The organism is Actimicrobium sp. CCC2.4, assembly GCF_034347385.1.
GTDB lineage: Bacteria > Pseudomonadota > Gammaproteobacteria > Burkholderiales > Burkholderiaceae_D > Actimicrobium.
Genome location: NZ_CP133777.1, coordinates 1,431,296 through 1,446,113, shown reverse-complemented (window position 1 = coordinate 1,446,113; position 14,818 = coordinate 1,431,296). Strand labels below are relative to the sequence as shown.

The 14,818-nt window shown below is 62.3% G+C and carries 14 protein-coding genes; 6 read left to right on the top strand and 8 right to left on the bottom strand.

The annotated features are described in order from the left end of the window. Nucleotides 1-7: 7 nt before the first annotated feature. Genes parC through pncB form a run of 3 tightly spaced genes read left to right on the top strand, consistent with a single transcriptional unit; the run spans nt 8 to nt 4,587 of the window. Nucleotides 8-2,326 (top strand): DNA topoisomerase IV subunit A, encoded by a 2,319-nt coding sequence (parC, locus tag RHM62_RS06705; RefSeq protein WP_322124756.1) that lies wholly within the window; start codon nt 8-10, stop codon nt 2,324-2,326. Beyond that, nucleotides 2,323-3,387, top strand: a complete 1,065-nt coding sequence (locus RHM62_RS06700; protein ID WP_416172294.1) for an MBL fold metallo-hydrolase — start codon at nt 2,323-2,325, stop codon at nt 3,385-3,387. Before parC ends, RHM62_RS06700 begins: the two co-directional genes overlap by 4 nt. Before the next feature lie 9 nt (nt 3,388-3,396). Continuing rightward, nucleotides 3,397-4,587 (top strand): nicotinate phosphoribosyltransferase, encoded by a 1,191-nt coding sequence (gene pncB / locus RHM62_RS06695; RefSeq protein WP_322124755.1) that lies wholly within the window; start codon nt 3,397-3,399, stop codon nt 4,585-4,587. Here pncB and RHM62_RS06690 read toward each other — a convergent pair. From RHM62_RS06690 to RHM62_RS06670, 5 genes are all read right to left on the bottom strand, one after another. Further along, nucleotides 4,584-4,883 carry a DUF1272 domain-containing protein gene (locus RHM62_RS06690; protein ID WP_322124754.1) on the bottom strand — a complete coding sequence of 100 codons (300 nt, stop codon included), beginning with the start codon at nt 4,881-4,883 and terminating at the stop codon, nt 4,584-4,586. The genes pncB and RHM62_RS06690 overlap by 4 nt on opposite strands. 30 nt (nt 4,884-4,913) lie before the next feature. After that, nucleotides 4,914-5,822 (bottom strand): delta(1)-pyrroline-2-carboxylate reductase family protein, encoded by a 909-nt coding sequence (locus RHM62_RS06685; RefSeq protein WP_322125341.1) that lies wholly within the window; start codon nt 5,820-5,822, stop codon nt 4,914-4,916. A gap of 2 nt (nt 5,823-5,824) precedes the next feature. Then, nucleotides 5,825-7,018: a PLP-dependent aminotransferase family protein gene (locus tag RHM62_RS06680; protein ID WP_322124753.1), complete on the bottom strand. Its 1,194-nt coding sequence runs from the start codon at nt 7,016-7,018 to the stop codon at nt 5,825-5,827. A gap of 92 nt (nt 7,019-7,110) precedes the next feature. Beyond that, a complete protein-coding gene (locus RHM62_RS06675; RefSeq protein WP_322124752.1) occupies nt 7,111-7,575 on the bottom strand; it encodes a RidA family protein in 465 nt (154 codons plus the stop codon). Between the two features lie 93 nt (nt 7,576-7,668). Beyond that, complete coding sequence (locus RHM62_RS06670) at nt 7,669-8,271, bottom strand: LysE family translocator (protein WP_322124751.1); 603 nt, start codon at nt 8,269-8,271, stop codon at nt 7,669-7,671. A gap of 99 nt (nt 8,272-8,370) precedes the next feature. On the opposite strand from RHM62_RS06670, the gene RHM62_RS06665 reads away from it, so the two are divergent. Continuing rightward, nucleotides 8,371-9,795, top strand: a complete 1,425-nt coding sequence (locus RHM62_RS06665; RefSeq protein ID WP_322124750.1) for a PLP-dependent aminotransferase family protein — start codon at nt 8,371-8,373, stop codon at nt 9,793-9,795. 9 nt (nt 9,796-9,804) lie between these two features. Here RHM62_RS06665 and RHM62_RS06660 read toward each other — a convergent pair whose 3' ends face one another. Then, a complete protein-coding gene (locus RHM62_RS06660; RefSeq protein WP_322124749.1) occupies nt 9,805-11,079 on the bottom strand; it encodes a type II toxin-antitoxin system HipA family toxin in 1,275 nt (424 codons plus the stop codon). After that, on the bottom strand, nt 11,076-11,336 hold the full coding sequence (locus RHM62_RS06655) for a helix-turn-helix transcriptional regulator (protein ID WP_009666417.1): 261 nt from the start codon (nt 11,334-11,336) through the stop codon (nt 11,076-11,078). Before RHM62_RS06655 ends, RHM62_RS06660 begins: the two co-directional genes overlap by 4 nt. 368 nt (nt 11,337-11,704) lie before the next feature. Between RHM62_RS06655 and RHM62_RS06650 the strand changes: the two genes are divergently transcribed. Next, a complete protein-coding gene (locus tag RHM62_RS06650; protein WP_322124748.1) occupies nt 11,705-12,694 on the top strand; it encodes a Gfo/Idh/MocA family oxidoreductase in 990 nt (329 codons plus the stop codon). Between the two features lie 25 nt (nt 12,695-12,719). On the opposite strand, the gene RHM62_RS06645 is transcribed toward RHM62_RS06650, so the two are convergent. After that, nucleotides 12,720-13,787, bottom strand: coding sequence for an SDR family oxidoreductase (locus tag RHM62_RS06645; protein ID WP_322124747.1), 1,068 nt, complete (start codon nt 13,785-13,787; stop codon nt 12,720-12,722). 97 nt (nt 13,788-13,884) lie between these two features. Between RHM62_RS06645 and RHM62_RS06640 the strand changes: the two genes are divergently transcribed. Then, nucleotides 13,885-14,799 (top strand): LysR family transcriptional regulator, encoded by a 915-nt coding sequence (locus RHM62_RS06640; RefSeq protein ID WP_322124746.1) that lies wholly within the window; start codon nt 13,885-13,887, stop codon nt 14,797-14,799. Nucleotides 14,800-14,818 lie beyond the last annotated feature (19 nt).

Below are 14,818 nucleotides of genomic sequence, written 5' to 3'. Positions count from 1 at the left end.
AGTATCCATGACTGAACAAGCCACCCTGTTTGACGGCGACACCCCGGAACCACCGGACGGCGCCGAAACCCTGACGCTGGCGACTTTCGCCGAGCGTGCCTATCTCGACTATGCGATCTCGGTCGTCAAGGGTCGCGCCTTGCCCGATGTCAGCGACGGCCAGAAGCCGGTACAGCGTCGCATCCTGTTCGCGATGAACCAGCTCGGCCTGAACGCTGCCGCCAAGCCGCGCAAATCTGCGGCGGTGGTCGGCGACGTGCTCGGCAAATTGCATCCGCATGGCGACCAGTCGGTCTACGACGCGCTGGTGCGGATGGCGCAGGGATTTTCATTGCGCTATCCGCTGATCGATGGCCAGGGCAACTTCGGTTCGCGCGATGGCGATGGCGCGGCGGCGATGCGGTACACCGAAGCGCGTCTGACACCGATATCGAGTTTGCTGCTCGATGAAATCGACCTCGGCACGGTCGACTTCCAGCCCAATTACGATGGCTCGACCGAAGAGCCGTCGCTGCTGCCGGGACGCCTGCCGTTCGTGCTGCTCAATGGCGCGTCGGGCATCGCGGTCGGCATGGCCACTGAAATCCCGTCGCACAATTTGCGTGAAGTGGCCCAAGCTGCGGTGGCGCTGATCCGCAATCCGGCGCTGACGCATGCCGAGCTGATGGCCATCATTCCGGGTCCGGATTTTCCGAGCGGCGGGCAGATCATCACGTCGGCGGCAGCGCTGTCGGAGATGTATGCCAACGGACGCGGCTCGCTGAAAGTACGGGCGCTGTGGAAGATCGAAGAGATGGCGCGCGGCCAGTGGCAAGCGGTCGTCACGGAACTGCCGCACGGCACCTCGGCGCAAAAAGTACTGGAAGAAATCGAAGAACTGACCAACCCGAAAATCAAGCTCGGCAAGAAAGCGCTCTCGCCCGAACAGATGGCGCAGAAGCAGCTGATGCTGTCGCTGCTGGATGCGGTACGCGACGAATCCGGCCGCGAAGCGCCGGTGCGACTGGTGTTCGAACCGAAGTCGAAGAACCAGGACCAGACCGAATTCACCAACATGCTGCTGGCGCAAACCTCGCTGGAGACCAGCGCCTCGATCAATCTCGTGATGATCGGTGGCGATGGCCGGCCGCGCCAGAAAGGTCTGGGCGACATCCTGCGCGAGTGGATCGCGTTCCGCTTCGACACCGTGACCCGGCGCAGCCATTTCCGCCTGAAAAAAGTCGAGGACCGCATCCACATCCTCGAAGGGCGCGAAACCATCCTGCTCAATATCGACGAAGTGATCCGCATCATCCGCGAGTCGGACGAGCCGAAACCCGCGCTGATGGGTGCCTTCAAATTATCCGACCGGCAGGCCGAAGACATCCTCGAAATCCGCCTGCGTCAATTGGCCCGGCTCGAAGCGATCAAGATCCAGCAGGAGCTGGCCGGTTTGCGCACTGAGAAAAGCACGCTGGAAGAATTGCTGAACAATCCCGGCGCGATGAAGAAGCTGATCATCAAGGAAATCGAAGCCGATGAAAAACGCTATGGCGACGCCCGCCGCACGCTGATCGAGGCGGCGGAACGCGCCACCGTCGAACAGAAAGTGGTCGACGAAGCGGTGACGGTCGTGATCTCGCAAAAAGGCTGGCTGCGCGCGCGCACCGGCCACGGCCACGACCCGGCGCAGTTTGCGTTCAAGGCCGGCGATGACTTGTACAGCACCTTCGAATGCCGCACGCTCGACACCTTGCTGGCCTTCGGCTCGAACGGCCGGATCTATTCGATCGCCGTGTCTGCCCTGCCCGGCGCGCGCGGCGATGGCGCGCCGATCAGCGCACTGGTCGAGCTGGCCAGCGGCAGCACGGTGCTGCATTACTTTGCCGGCAGCGCCGCGACCACGATGCTGCTCGCGTCGACCGCCGGTTACGGCTTCATTGCCCGCGCCGCCGACATGGTCGGTCGCAACAAGGCCGGCAAGGCTTTCATCACGCTGGACGCTGGCGACTTGCCGCTGCCGCCACAGGTGCTAACGCCGTCGGCCAGTTCCGTGGCCTGCCTGTCCGGGGAAGGCCGGCTGCTGGTGTTCGGTCTCGATGAACTCAAGACCATGAGCGGCGGGCGCGGGATGATTTTGATGGCACTCGAAGACGGCGAAAAACTGCTGGCTGCGCAACCGGTCAGCCAGCGCGGCGTGCTTGTATCCGGCATAGGCCGTGGCGGCAAGGCGCAGGAAGTCAGTCTATCGGCCAACGGCATGGCGCTGCACACCGGCAAGCGCGCCCGCAAAGGCAAGGCGCTGGAAGCCAAGCTCAAGCCGCACACCTTGACGGCGATCTCATGAGAGCGCTCGAGCGCCTGGTCACGCTGGCCACGGCACTGCTGTGCATGGGTTGCGTAGTGGCCGAACCGGCCAGTGCGCCCCCGCCGTCGCATCACACGAAAGACGGCTACCAGAATAATTATCTGGAGGGTGCCATCAGCGGCGGCTCGTTCTTCAAGTGGCAATGGGAGCGCATCACGCAAGGCTTGCCCAAGCCACCGGCCAACAATTACCAGTTCCCGGTCGACAGTCCCGATCTGCCCTGGCTGGCGCAAAACCAACGCGTCACCAGCGCGACCTGGATCGGCCATGCAACGGTGCTGATGCAGGTCAATGGCGTCAATGTCCTGACCGACCCGATCTTTTCGGAGCGCGCGTCGCCGGTCAGTTTTTATGGCCCGAAGCGCAAGGTGCGCGTACCGATGACCGTTGCGCAGCTGCCGCATGTCGACGTGGTGCTGATCTCGCACAACCATTACGACCATCTGGATAAGCCTAGCGTGCAGCAGCTCAACAAACAGGCCGGCGGGCCGCCGCTGTTTCTGGTGCCGCTCGGGCTGAAGGCATGGATGGCCGACGCCGGCATCACCAACGTGCGCGAACTGGACTGGTGGCAGCATGCCAGCGTGCCCGGACTGGACCTGCATCTGGTGCCGGTGCAGCACTGGTCGGCGCGCACGCTGACCGACCGTTTCGAGACGCTGTGGGGTGGCTGGATGGTGCGTACCGATGCGGCGGCAACGAAGCCGTTTTCGTTTTTCTTTGCCGGCGACACCGGTTATTCGGCCGACTTCACCGACATCGCCAAACGCTTTCCGCAAACCGATCTGGCACTCCTGCCGATTGGTGCGTACGCGCCGCGCTGGTTCATGGCGCCGCAGCACATCAACCCGACCGAAGCCGTACGCATCCATCGTGACCTGCGCGCGAAACGCTCGATCGGCATCCATTGGGGCACCTTCGAGCTGACCGATGAGCCACTCGATGAACCACCAAAGGCGCTTATTCAGGCGCTGAAGGATGCTGCCGTACCGGCCGGTGAATTTGGCGTACTGCGTCACGGCGAAACCGTCAAATTCTGAACCACACCCATGCCTCCCATCGTCCATAGCCTGCTCGAAACCGACCTCTACAAGTTCACGATGTGGCAGGCGCTGCTGCACAGCCACCCCGATGCGCAAACCGAATACGCCTTCACTTGTCGCAACACGCCGGCGTATCCGCTGGCGCAACTGCAGGCCGATGTCGAACGCGAGCTCGATCACCTGTGCACGCTCGCATTTGCCGACGATGAACTCGATTACCTGCGCAGCCTGCGCTACATGAAAAGCGACTTCGTCGACTTCCTGACGGTGTTCCGTTTCCAGCGCAAGTTCATCCATGTCACCGTCGAAGGCGACACGCTGTCTATCCATGCGCGCGGTCCGCAAGTGCATGTGACCGGCTTCGAGATCTTCGTGCTGGTGATCGTCAACGAGCTGTATTTCCGGGGCTCGGATCAGGCGGCGGCGCTGGCAGAAGGACGCCATCGCCTGCAACAAAAGATCGCCACGCTGACCGCATTCGGTGATGAACCATTACGCAAAAACGGTTTCGCATTTTTTGATTTCGGCCTGCGCCGGCGCTACTCCGGTGCCTGGCATGACGAGGTCGTGCGTACGCTGGCCACCAGCGTGCCGCAGTATTTCAAGGGCACCTCGAATGTCTGGCTGGCGCGCAAATACCAACTCACGCCCATCGGCACGATGGCGCACGAATACCTGCAGTCGTACCAGTCATTCGGCGTGCGCCTGCGCGATTTCCAGAAAGCGGCCCTCGAAGACTGGGTGCAGGAATATCGCGGTGACCTCGGCACCGCATTGACCGATGTGGTCGGCATGGATGCCTTCCTGGCCGACTTCGACCTGTACTTCGCCAAGCTGTTCGATGGCTTGCGCCACGATTCGGGCGACCCGGTGATCTGGGGCGAAAAAGCGCTGGCTCACTACGCCAAACTGCGCATCGATACGCAGACCAAGCGGCTGGTGTTTTCCGACGGCCTCGACCTGCCTCGCGCGCTGGCGCTGTACCGGCATTTTGCCGACCGCGTGCTGACCGGCTTCGGCATCGGCACCAGCCTGACCAATGATGTCGGCCTGGTGCCCTTGAATATCGTGATGAAGCTGATCATCTGCAACGACCAGCCGGTGGCCAAGCTGTCGGATTCGCCGGGCAAGACGCTGTGTACCGACGAAACTTTTCTGGCGTATTTGCGGCAAGTCTTCCACCACCCGGCGGTTTAGCGCTGCGCTGGCAACACACCGTGGTACTGCGCGACCAGTGCAGCATGGCGCGTCAACCGCTCGCCGGTCAGCGGCTGGTAGACACGTTCCCTCGAGGCCGGACTGTTCACCAGCCGGGCTTGCGGCCGCACCGGCCGGCGCACCAGTTCGCCGCCGCAATTCGGGCAGGTATTGTGCAGCAGCGTGCCGGCGCAATCACTGCAAAACGTACATTCGTAGGAACAGATCATGGCGCTGCCTGAATCAGGTGGCAGGTCGGTGTCGCAGGTTTCGCAGCCGGGGCGCAGGACAAGCATGGGATTTTCCTTGATGAAGTTGAACGACCGTCAGGCGCCCAGCGCCACCCGCGCCGCCGCCAGATCCCAGGCAGCCTGCCCGACGGTCTTGAACACCGGCAGCACGGCCGATGCCGGCAAGCCGCCATCGAGCACCGATGCCAAGCCACGCACTGCTGTCCAGTCGACTTGCGCCTGAATCAGGTCGCCCGCTTCGTGGTGCGCACCGGCGAGGTCATCGACGACGATGGTGCGGGTGTTGAGCAGCGCGGCCGGAAATTCCGCCATCTCCGGCTTGAATGCACCGACGCCGATGGCTAGCGTGCTTGCATCAAGCTGCGCGGGAATCACCGGCGTGCGCGAGGTCGTGAGGGCGATGACGACGTCCGTCACCGGCACCTCGTCGAACGTACTCGACAGCGCCGTTGCCGTGATCTGCGGGTACCGCAAACGCAGCACCGCGCAGAATAATTCGGCCTTGCCAACGTCACGTGCCGCAATCCGGAAATCGCCGATACCGAAGAAGTCGATCAGCGCCTCCGCGTGCGCCAGCGCCTGCACGCCGGTGCCGATCAGCAGCGCAGATTGCGGTGCTCGCGGCAGTAGCGTTTGAATACCCAGCAGCGTGACGGCAGCAGTACGGCGCGCGGTGACGGTCGGGCCATCGAGCAGCGCCAGCCGCTGACCGGTTGCGCTATCGAAGACCACGACTTCGCCCTGGATCACCGGCAACGCGCGGCGCGCATTGTCCGGATGGACAGTGACCAGCTTGGTCACGCCGATGTCACTGGCGGTGGCCGGCATGCACAACAGGACGCCGCCGCCATCCAGAGGCACGACCAACCGGTCAGGTGAGCGGATCTGCCCCGCTGCCAGCTCGCGCGCGGCAATTGCGATGGCCGGCACCAGACGTGAGTACGGCAGCGCCAACACGGTCTGGTCGGCATCGAAGGTGCGCATGGTCAGCATTGTGCGGCGATCAGTTTGCCCAGCTTTTCGATGCCTTCGCGGATGCGCTCCGGCGTCACGGTGACGAAGCTCAGGCGCAGCGTATTGCGCACCGGATTGGTCGCATAGAACGGCGCGCCCGGCACGAAAGCGACGTTTTGTGCGATCGCTTTGTCGAGCAATTGCGTACTGTCGATGTGCGCCGGCAGCGTGACCCAAATGAACATGCCGCCCTCCGGTTGCGTCCACGTGACGCCGGCCGGAAAGAATGCGCTCAGTGCCGCCAGCATCGTCGCGCAGCGCTCCGCATACAGCGCACGGATAGTCGGAATGTGCGTGTCCAGAAAGCCATCCTTGACCACTTCGTGCACCACCATTTGCGTCAGTGTCGCGGTGTGCAGATCAGCCGCCTGCTTGGCCAGTTCCAGCTTGCGCACCAGCGGCAGCGGCGCCACCACATAGCCGAGGCGGATACCGGGCGTCAGCGTTTTCGAGAACGATCCCATGTAGACCACGCCGTCGGGATGCATCGTCAGCATCTTGGGCAACGGCGCGGCACGATAGCTCAGCGCGCCGTACGGATCGTCTTCGATCAGCGGCAGACCAAGGCGGGCGCAGGTCTCGACCAGCGCCCGCCGGCGCTCCAGCGACAGCGTGCGGCCGGTCGGATTCTGAAAATTCGGTAACGCATACAACAGCCGTGCGCCGGCACCCACCGACGCCACCGCCTCCGGCAGCAAACCGGCCTCGTCGCCCGGCAGCGATACGAACTCGGGACCGTAGACCGAAAACGCCTGCAGCGCGCCGAGGTAACTCGGGGTCTCGACCAGTACCTTGCTGCCTTCATCGATCAGCACTTTGCCGATCAGATCGAGCGCCTGCTGCGAGCCCGACGTCATCAGTACCTGCTCCGGCGCAATCGCCACACCGGGAATCGACAGCGAATTGGCAATCCACTCACGCAGCGGCAGGTAGCCATCGGTCGGTCCGTATTGCAGCGCGATCCGGCCATTGGCTGACAGAACCTTGTCGAAAGCGGCCTGCATGTGCGCGATCGGGAAGGTATCCGGCGACGGCAAGCCGCCGGCGAACGAAATGACTTCCGGGCGCTGGGCGATCTTCAGGATTTCGCGGATAACCGAGCCTTGCAGGCGCAAAGCGCGTTCGGCAAAGTGCCATTGCAAGGCGGGTGTTTTTTCGGTGGGCATGATGTCTCCGGAGATAAAAAATTCGGGCTGCTTGTGGCCGCCCCGGGAACGGACGATGCCGGATAGGCAGCGTCCGGTAAGACTGAACGCGATCAGGCCGGGCGGATCTCGGCGATCATTTCGATTTCAACGCAGGCACCCATCGGAATTTGCGCGACGCCGAAAGCCGAACGGGCGTGCTTGCCTTGCTCGCCAAACAGTTCGCCGATCAGCTCCGACGCGCCGTTAGTGACCAGATGCTGCTCGGTGAAATCACCGGTCGAATTGACCAGACTCATCAACTTGACGATGCGCGTGACGCGGTTGAGGTCGCCGCCGCAGGCTGCCTGCAAGGTCGCAAGCAGGTCGATGGCGATACCGCGCGCAGCCAGTTTGCCTTCGTCGGTAGTGATGTTCTTGCCAAACTGGCCGACCCAGACCTTGCCGTCTTTTTTGGCAAGATGGCCGGACAGGAACACGGTGTTGCCGGTCTGGACCGCCATCACATAGGCAGCGGCTGGCGCGGCGGTGGCGGGCAGTTCGATATTGAGGGCGGTCAGTTTGTCGTAGACGGACATGGTGGTCTCCAGAAAATAAGATTGCCGGCGGCACCTGCCACCGGCCAGTAAAAAATTTGACCCCGCATTATCGCCGCTATACGGCGGCAGTCGTCACATCCAGATCGCTGCTGCCGCATACAGCGTCAGCACGACCATCACGACGCAAAACACGCGCTGCCATTCCGGCTGTGCCAGATAGCGCCGCAGCACCGAGCCGGCACCGGCCCACACCGCGATACACGGCAGGTTGACCGCACAGAATACGAAGCAGAACAGCGCGATGGCCAGCGCCACCGGCTGCACTTCCGGCAGGAAAGCCGCGACGCCGGTGATAGCCATGACCCAGGCTTTGGGATTGGCGAACTGGAACAGCGCAGCGCCCAGAAAAGTCATCGGCCGCTGGTCCTCGCCCTCGTCCTTGCGAAACGCGATGCGGCGCAATTGCCAGGCCAGGTACACCAGATACCCGGAACCGGCCACCTTCAGTCCAAGGTGCAGCACCGGCACCGCCAGGATCAGGCTGCCAATGCCCATGGCGCACAGCGCCAGCATCCCGCCAAAGCCGAACGCAATACCGAGCATGTGCGGAATCGAGCGCACGAAGCCGAAGCGGATGCCCGACGACGTCAGCATGATGTTGTTCGGTCCCGGCGTGATCGATGATACGAAGGCAAACACCATCAGAGGAACCAGAGAAAAAAACAGGGATGACATGATCAGCACCGCAAGCAGGAAGAGGCTTCATCGTAATCGACAACACCAGTACAGCACCAGTACAATTACCCATTCATTTCTCTAGACTGTCACGGTGCCATGGCCAGTACAAATCCTCCGCTCCTTGTGCGCGACAGCGCCGAATCCCTGGTCGAACAGATCGTCCGCTCGGTCAGCCTGCGCATCGACGACAAGCTGTTGCGCATCGGCGCACGGATGCCGTCGATCCGGCAGTTCTCGGACCTGCACGATGTCTCGCGCTTTACCGTGGTCGAAGCTTACGACAGGCTGGTCGCGAAAGGCTATCTGGAATCGCGGCGCGGCTCGGGTTTTTACGTGCGCGAGCGGCATGCGATGGTCAGCGCCGGACGGCATCCGGATGCCTCGGCTGCGCCCCCGCCCAAACTCGACGTGGTCTGGCTGGTGCGTAATATGTTCCGCCAGTTGCCGCCACAAAAAATGCCCGGCAGCGGCTTGCTGCCGAACGACTGGCTTGATGCCGACCTGATCGGCAATGCGTTGCGTTCGGTCGCCCGCAGCAACCAGAACCTGCTGCTGCAATACGGCGTACCGCAGGGATTTCTGCCGCTGCGCCAGCAACTACAACTGAAGCTAGCCGAGCTCGACATCACCGCCACGCCCGAGCAATTCATCACCACCACCGGCGTGACGCAGGGGCTCGATCTGGTGGCGCGGCATTTTCTGCAGCCGGGCGACACCATCTTCGTCGATGACCCTGCGTGGTTCCTGATGTTCGGTTCGTTCTCGCTGCTAGGCGCCAAGGTGATCGGCATCCCGCGCCTGGCCGATGGTCCCGATATTGTGCGGCTGGCCGAGATGGCCGCGCTGCACAAGCCACGTTTGTACGTGATCAATTCGGTGCTGCACAACCCGAGCTCGACCTCGCTCTCGGCGGCCAAGGCCTTCCAGATTTTGCGGCTGGCCGAGCAGCATGACTTCATGATCGTCGAGGACGATATCTACTGTGACATGCATGCCGGCAGTACCACGCGCATCGCGGCGCTGGACCAGTTGCAGCGCGTGATTTACCTCGGCGGATTTTCGAAGACGCTGGCCGCCAACTTGCGCGTTGGCTTCATTGCGACCTCGCCCGAACTGGCGATCCAGCTGGCCGATCGCAAGATCCTGTCGACGCTGACCACCAGCGAAATCGGCGAACGCGTGATCTACAAAATCCTGTCCGAAGGCCGCTATCGCAAACATCTGGACCGCTTGCGCAGCCGTCTCGACAGCGTGCGCGAAAAGACGCTACGCCGGCTCGAACGCATCGGCATCCGTGTCGATAACGCCAGCACCAGCGGCATGTTTGTCTGGGCCGATGCCGGCTGCGACACCAATGCGCTGACCGAAAAAGCCATGGCCGACGGCATGCTGCTGGCACCAGGTTGCCTGTTCTCGCCACGCCAGTTGCCATCGCACCGCATGCGGATCAATGTGGCGACGATGGAGGATGCGGGGGTGTGGCGGTTTCTGGAACGGGAGATCGGGGCGGCGCGGGGATAACCGGCTACGTCAACACCGCGACAAAATCCTCGTCCGCATCTGCTTCACGATCCCGGCAATTTTCAGCTGCAGTCGCCCGGCGATGACCATCTCGGCCGGGCTAAGATCCCGACCGATTTCATTGGCTGCCAGCGCGATAGCAGCGTCCACCTTACTGGCCATGTCGCCGGCAATCGTCAGCAAATACTTCGGCGTGACACCCAGCGATGTCGCCAGCGACTGCACTTGCGGCGCACCGATTTTCCCGGGCAGGTTCTCCCCACCGATCTGGAAGGCAAACTGTTTGCCCAGTCCCGCATAAACCCGCGTACTCATCAAATCGTAGAACGGTGCCAGACGCGGTCCGTCTGGCGTCGCCAGGATCGAGAGGTTCTTTGCGTGGCTGTCATTGTTCCCGACGGACAAATTGAAGAACAGCCAGCGCAGCAAGTTGCGCTGGTCGATTGCCGGCAGGACTGAATGCGTGCGCAACAACGCAAAACATTGTGCGAATGTCGGCCCGCCGTCGGCTTCGTATTTGACGTCCGATGCCTTGCCGGACAACTGGCAAAAGTCGGCTTGCCAGTGCCGTCGCAAGACGCCGGCGGCATCGCGGTAGCGGTCATAGCGCTCCACCAGGCAAGCCTTGACCTCGCGGCGGTAGCGCACCGCAGCCGTGGGCAGGCCGCACAAATGGGCTGCGCGCATGACGATGGTTTCATTGAGGGCCGATGCGAATAGCTTGATATCGGACCGCACCATATCCGGCTTCAGGATATGGGTCGAGGGTGAGTTACCCAGCGGGAGCAGCGGATTGTCGTCAGGATCAATTGAAACGAGCAACTTGAACTGCGCGCCGGAAATCAAGAGCCGCGGTCCGGATTCGCTACCACCGGCCAATTCGCCACTCTCCCCGGCAGCGCCATCACCACCGTGCAGCAGCGCATTGACCGCCTCCCAGCTGCTACGCTGGTAAGACGCGGGCTGCGGCAGCTGGCCGGATGGCAGTAACACGGTACTACCGGCGGTGTCCCCGCCGATGATCGCCAGCATCCCGAAAACGGAGGAGGCGTGGTGTCGCAGACTGATCAGCGTGCGCTGGTCACCTTCCGGCAACAGGTTCTCGAAAAAGGCATGAACAAAGGAGGTGTTGATCTTGCCGGCTTGCAGCGGGATTTCCGGCGTCAGCGCCCGGGTCGCTGCTGCGGCATATTCAAACGCCAGCGGCTGGTCGTTGTACAGGGTGCCGACCAACGCCGACTCCACGAACACGGCAAGGGTATCGTCGTTGCCGGTGATCTTCATCGTGGCGCTCCCTTCTTCGCCACCACCAGTTCCAAGCCCAGCAAGGCCATCACGTCCAATGTTTTTTGCAGCTGGATGGTAGGCTTGCCGTTTTCGAGATCGACCAGAAAGCGGGTACCGGTATTGGCCAGCCCGGCGATGTCGGCCTGGGTCAGGCCCTGGGCCTTGCGCGCCTGACGCACCAGTGCACCCAGCTCGGGAACCGACATGATTGCCGGATGCACCGGATTTTTTTTACCGATCGGGCTATTTTTCATGGTGCCAGCTTCTTTGAGGGGATATTTTTACCGTTCGGTAAAGAATAGCGCAAATGACTGTCTGTGCAAGCATTTTTATCCCGATCGGTAATGATCGTCGGGTGCTATAACCAAAGGGCATTGCACCGAATGGCCCGCTTGCGGTTGATGAAATTGTCTGTACTCCGCCACGACCAAGCCGGCAGTATCGTAGGGTGGGCACGGCCTCATCGTGCCCACGCGAGCGAACCGGAAATGCTCGCCCATTCCAACCGTTTGCCGGTGCATTCGCGTGGGCACGATGACCCGGCGCCTCTCTCGCGCCTACGGTATATGCTGCACCCTCATTGCATGCGCACTCACCTCCCTCCCCCTCACCGGAGCACTCCATGAACCAAGCAATCCGCTGGGGCATCCTCGGCACCGGCATCATTGCCCGCCAGTTTGCCGAAGCCCTGCGCCATGTCCCTGATGCACAGCTGCAAGCCGTCGCTTCGCGCACGCAAGACACCGCACTGGCGTTCGGCCGGGACTTCGACGTACCGACCTGCCACGGCAACTACGCCGCACTGGCGGCAGATCCAGAGGTCGACGTGATCTATATCGCCACGCCGCATCCGCTGCATGCCGACAATGCGCGCCTGTGCCTGCAGGCCGGCAAACCGGTGCTGTGCGAAAAACCGTTCACGATGCATGCAGAGCAAGCACGCAGCGTCGTCGCACTCGCGCGCGAGAAAGAGCTCTTCCTGATGGAGGCGATGTGGAGCCGATTCCTGCCGGGCATCGTCGAAGCCAAACGACTGATCGATTCCGGCATCATCGGGCGCGCGCAGCATGTGCAGGCTGATTTCGGCTACTACTCCGGGGTCGGTCCCGAGCACCGCTTGCTCGATCCGGCACTGGGTGGCGGTGCGCTGCTGGATCTGGGGATCTATCCGCTATCGATGGCAGCGTATTTTCTCGGGCCGGTGGCATCGGCGCACGCGATCGCTGAAATCGGCTTGACCGGCGTCGATGAACAAACAGCGTTCACGTTGCGGCATGCAGGCGGGGGATTGTCGTCGTGCTTCTGTTCGTTCAGGGTGACCACGCCGCGCGAACTGGTGATCTCCGGACCGCTGGGGTCGGTGCGGATCGCACGGCCGTTTTCGGAAGCCCGGCACATCACGATTGATGTCACAGGAGCGGAAGAACGGCACCTGACGATGCCGCTGCTCGGCAACGGCTACGCGCACGAAGCCATCGAAGTGGGTCGCTGCCTGCGCGCAGGATTGCGGGAAAGTCCGGTCATGCCGCTGGATCAGACAGTGGCATTGCTCGACAGCCTGGACCAGATGCGCAGCCAGATCGGCCTGCGCTACCCCGCCGATGGCGCGTAACGCAGGCTGGTAGGACCACGGCTTTTTAAGGAATCAAGCGCTCGGCACGCAGCCGGGCGAACAGCTCGGTAAACGATTCTTCGGTCGACTGATAGTCGCTGAAGCCCAGTTTGCGGCTGCGCGTCATGTCGGTCATCACTTCGATCGGCCGGCCCAGATCGAGATCGGAATGCCACGCCGATGCAAGCCGGTTCAGGTCCGCTTCGACCAGGCCGTGCCGTTGGGCGATCTCGCGCCACGCCGCATGATCGGCCGACATGGCTTGCTCAAGCGGGCGCACCGCGCCATCGAAACCCGCGGCCTCCACACCGAACCAGGCGGCCAGCCGGCCCCATAGCCACTGCCAGCGGAATACATCGCCATTGGCGGTGTTGAAGGCGGTGTTGTGGGCGGCTTCGGTGTCGGCTGCCCAGACCAGCTGGCGGGCCAGCTGGCGCGCGTCGGTCACATCCGAAATACCTTCCCACTGGGCTTGCGAACCGGGCCACTGGAACGGTCGTCCGGTTTCCTTGCAAATCGACGCATAGACCGCCAGCGTGGTGCCCATGTTCATCGCATTGCCGACGGCCTTGCCGATCACGGTATGCGGGCGGTGCACGTTCCAGCTGAAGCCGTCGCGGGCAGCGGCCTTGAACAGCTCGTCTTCCTGCTCGTAATAGAAATTCTCGACCGGCAAGCGCGGCTGCTCTTCGCGCAACGGCGTCTCGGGCAAGGTACCGGCACTGGCGTAGGACTCGAATGGCCCGAGATAATGCTTCAGGCCGGTGACCAGCGACACGTGGCGTACGGATTTTTTGGGTGCCAGTGCGGCCAGCACGTGACGCACCAGCGCGCCATTGACGCGGATGTTGGCGGCCTCGGTGTCCTGCCGCATCCAGGTGGTGAGGAAGACGTTGGTCGGGGCGATGTCGGCCAGCGCCGTTTGCAGACTGGCCTGGTCAAGCAGGTCGGCGGCGATCGGGCGCAGACCGGGGATGTCATCGCGCGGATGGCGCGACAGCCCGTAGACGATCCAGCCCTGATCGATCAATTCGGCAGCCACGTTGCTGCCACCGATGCCGCTTGCGCCTACTACCAATGCTGTTTTCTGCATGCTGTACCTCCGAGATTTTCAATGGAGCCAGTCTACTGTAGAATTTTTCTGTAATAAACCTCCTTTGATTCCCCACTCAGTAGACTAAAAATCCACAATGGCCCATGCAGAACAATTTACCGGTGTCGCTATCTTTGTCGCAGCAGCACGCGCCGGCAGCTTCACGGCAGCGGCAGAACGCCTCGGCATTACCAAATCGGCCGTCGGCAAAAGTATCGCCCGGCTCGAACAACGGTTGGCCATCAAGCTATTCCATCGCACCACCCGGAAAATCACGCTGACAGTCGACGGTGCCGCCTACTTCGCCAGTTGCGCCACCGCGCTTGATGGCATCGCCGACGCTGAACTGGCGCTGCAAAACGGCCATCAGGTTCCCAGTGGACGCTTGCGCATCGACATGCCGGCCGCCTTCGGCCGCGGCGTGATCCTGCCCATCCTGTCCGAACTGACGCAGACCTATCCCGCACTGACGCTGACGCTGACCTTCACCGATAACCTGATCGATCCGATCGAGGAAGGCATCGATCTACTGATCCGCTTCGGCGAAATCAAGGAGTCCGGCGGACTGGTCGCCAAACTGCTCAGCCGCGAGCGCCTGCTGATCTGCGCCTCGCCCGCCTATCTGGCGCGCAAGGACGGCGCGCCGGCATCGATTGCCGATCTGGAGCAGCACGCCTGCATCGTCGGCTACCGGCGCAATACGCCGATGCCGTGGCGCACGGTCGATACCGATGGCAAGGAAGTGCGCTTTGCGCCGCCATCGACCTACGAAGTCGGCGATGGCGACGCGGTGCTGGCGATGACGCTGGCCGGCTGCGGGATTTGCCAGCTACCGTCGTTTCTGGTCAGGGAGTCATTGCGCAGCGGCGCGCTGGTCAGCATGCTGGACGCGGTGTCGACCTGCGAGAGCGAGATCTATGCAGTGTGGCCGCAGACACGGCATCTGCTGCCCAAGCTCAGGAAGGTGATTGATGTGCTGGCGATGAAGGGCAAAGCGGGTTTATTGAGTTGAAACTTGGAAAAGTGCGCTT

Bases quoted from the DNA above. Each gene is read 5' to 3' on its own strand.
- parC (WP_322124756.1), top strand. From the start codon at position 8: ATGACTGAACAAGCCACCCTGTTTGACGGCGACACCCCGGAACCACCG.
- RHM62_RS06700 (WP_416172294.1), top strand. From the start codon at position 2,323: ATGAGAGCGCTCGAGCGCCTGGTCACGCTGGCCACGGCACTGCTGTGC.
- pncB (WP_322124755.1), top strand. From the start codon at position 3,397: ATGCCTCCCATCGTCCATAGCCTGCTCGAAACCGACCTCTACAAGTTC.
- RHM62_RS06690 (WP_322124754.1), bottom strand. From the start codon at position 4,883: ATGCTTGTCCTGCGCCCCGGCTGCGAAACCTGCGACACCGACCTGCCA.
- RHM62_RS06685 (WP_322125341.1), bottom strand. From the start codon at position 5,822: ATGCGCACCTTCGATGCCGACCAGACCGTGTTGGCGCTGCCGTACTCA.
- RHM62_RS06680 (WP_322124753.1), bottom strand. From the start codon at position 7,018: ATGCCCACCGAAAAAACACCCGCCTTGCAATGGCACTTTGCCGAACGC.
- RHM62_RS06675 (WP_322124752.1), bottom strand. From the start codon at position 7,575: ATGTCCGTCTACGACAAACTGACCGCCCTCAATATCGAACTGCCCGCC.
- RHM62_RS06670 (WP_322124751.1), bottom strand. From the start codon at position 8,271: ATGTCATCCCTGTTTTTTTCTCTGGTTCCTCTGATGGTGTTTGCCTTC.
- RHM62_RS06665 (WP_322124750.1), top strand. From the start codon at position 8,371: ATGGCCAGTACAAATCCTCCGCTCCTTGTGCGCGACAGCGCCGAATCC.
- RHM62_RS06660 (WP_322124749.1), bottom strand. From the start codon at position 11,079: ATGAAGATCACCGGCAACGACGATACCCTTGCCGTGTTCGTGGAGTCG.
- RHM62_RS06655 (WP_009666417.1), bottom strand. From the start codon at position 11,336: ATGAAAAATAGCCCGATCGGTAAAAAAAATCCGGTGCATCCGGCAATC.
- RHM62_RS06650 (WP_322124748.1), top strand. From the start codon at position 11,705: ATGAACCAAGCAATCCGCTGGGGCATCCTCGGCACCGGCATCATTGCC.
- RHM62_RS06645 (WP_322124747.1), bottom strand. From the start codon at position 13,787: ATGCAGAAAACAGCATTGGTAGTAGGCGCAAGCGGCATCGGTGGCAGC.
- RHM62_RS06640 (WP_322124746.1), top strand. From the start codon at position 13,885: ATGGCCCATGCAGAACAATTTACCGGTGTCGCTATCTTTGTCGCAGCA.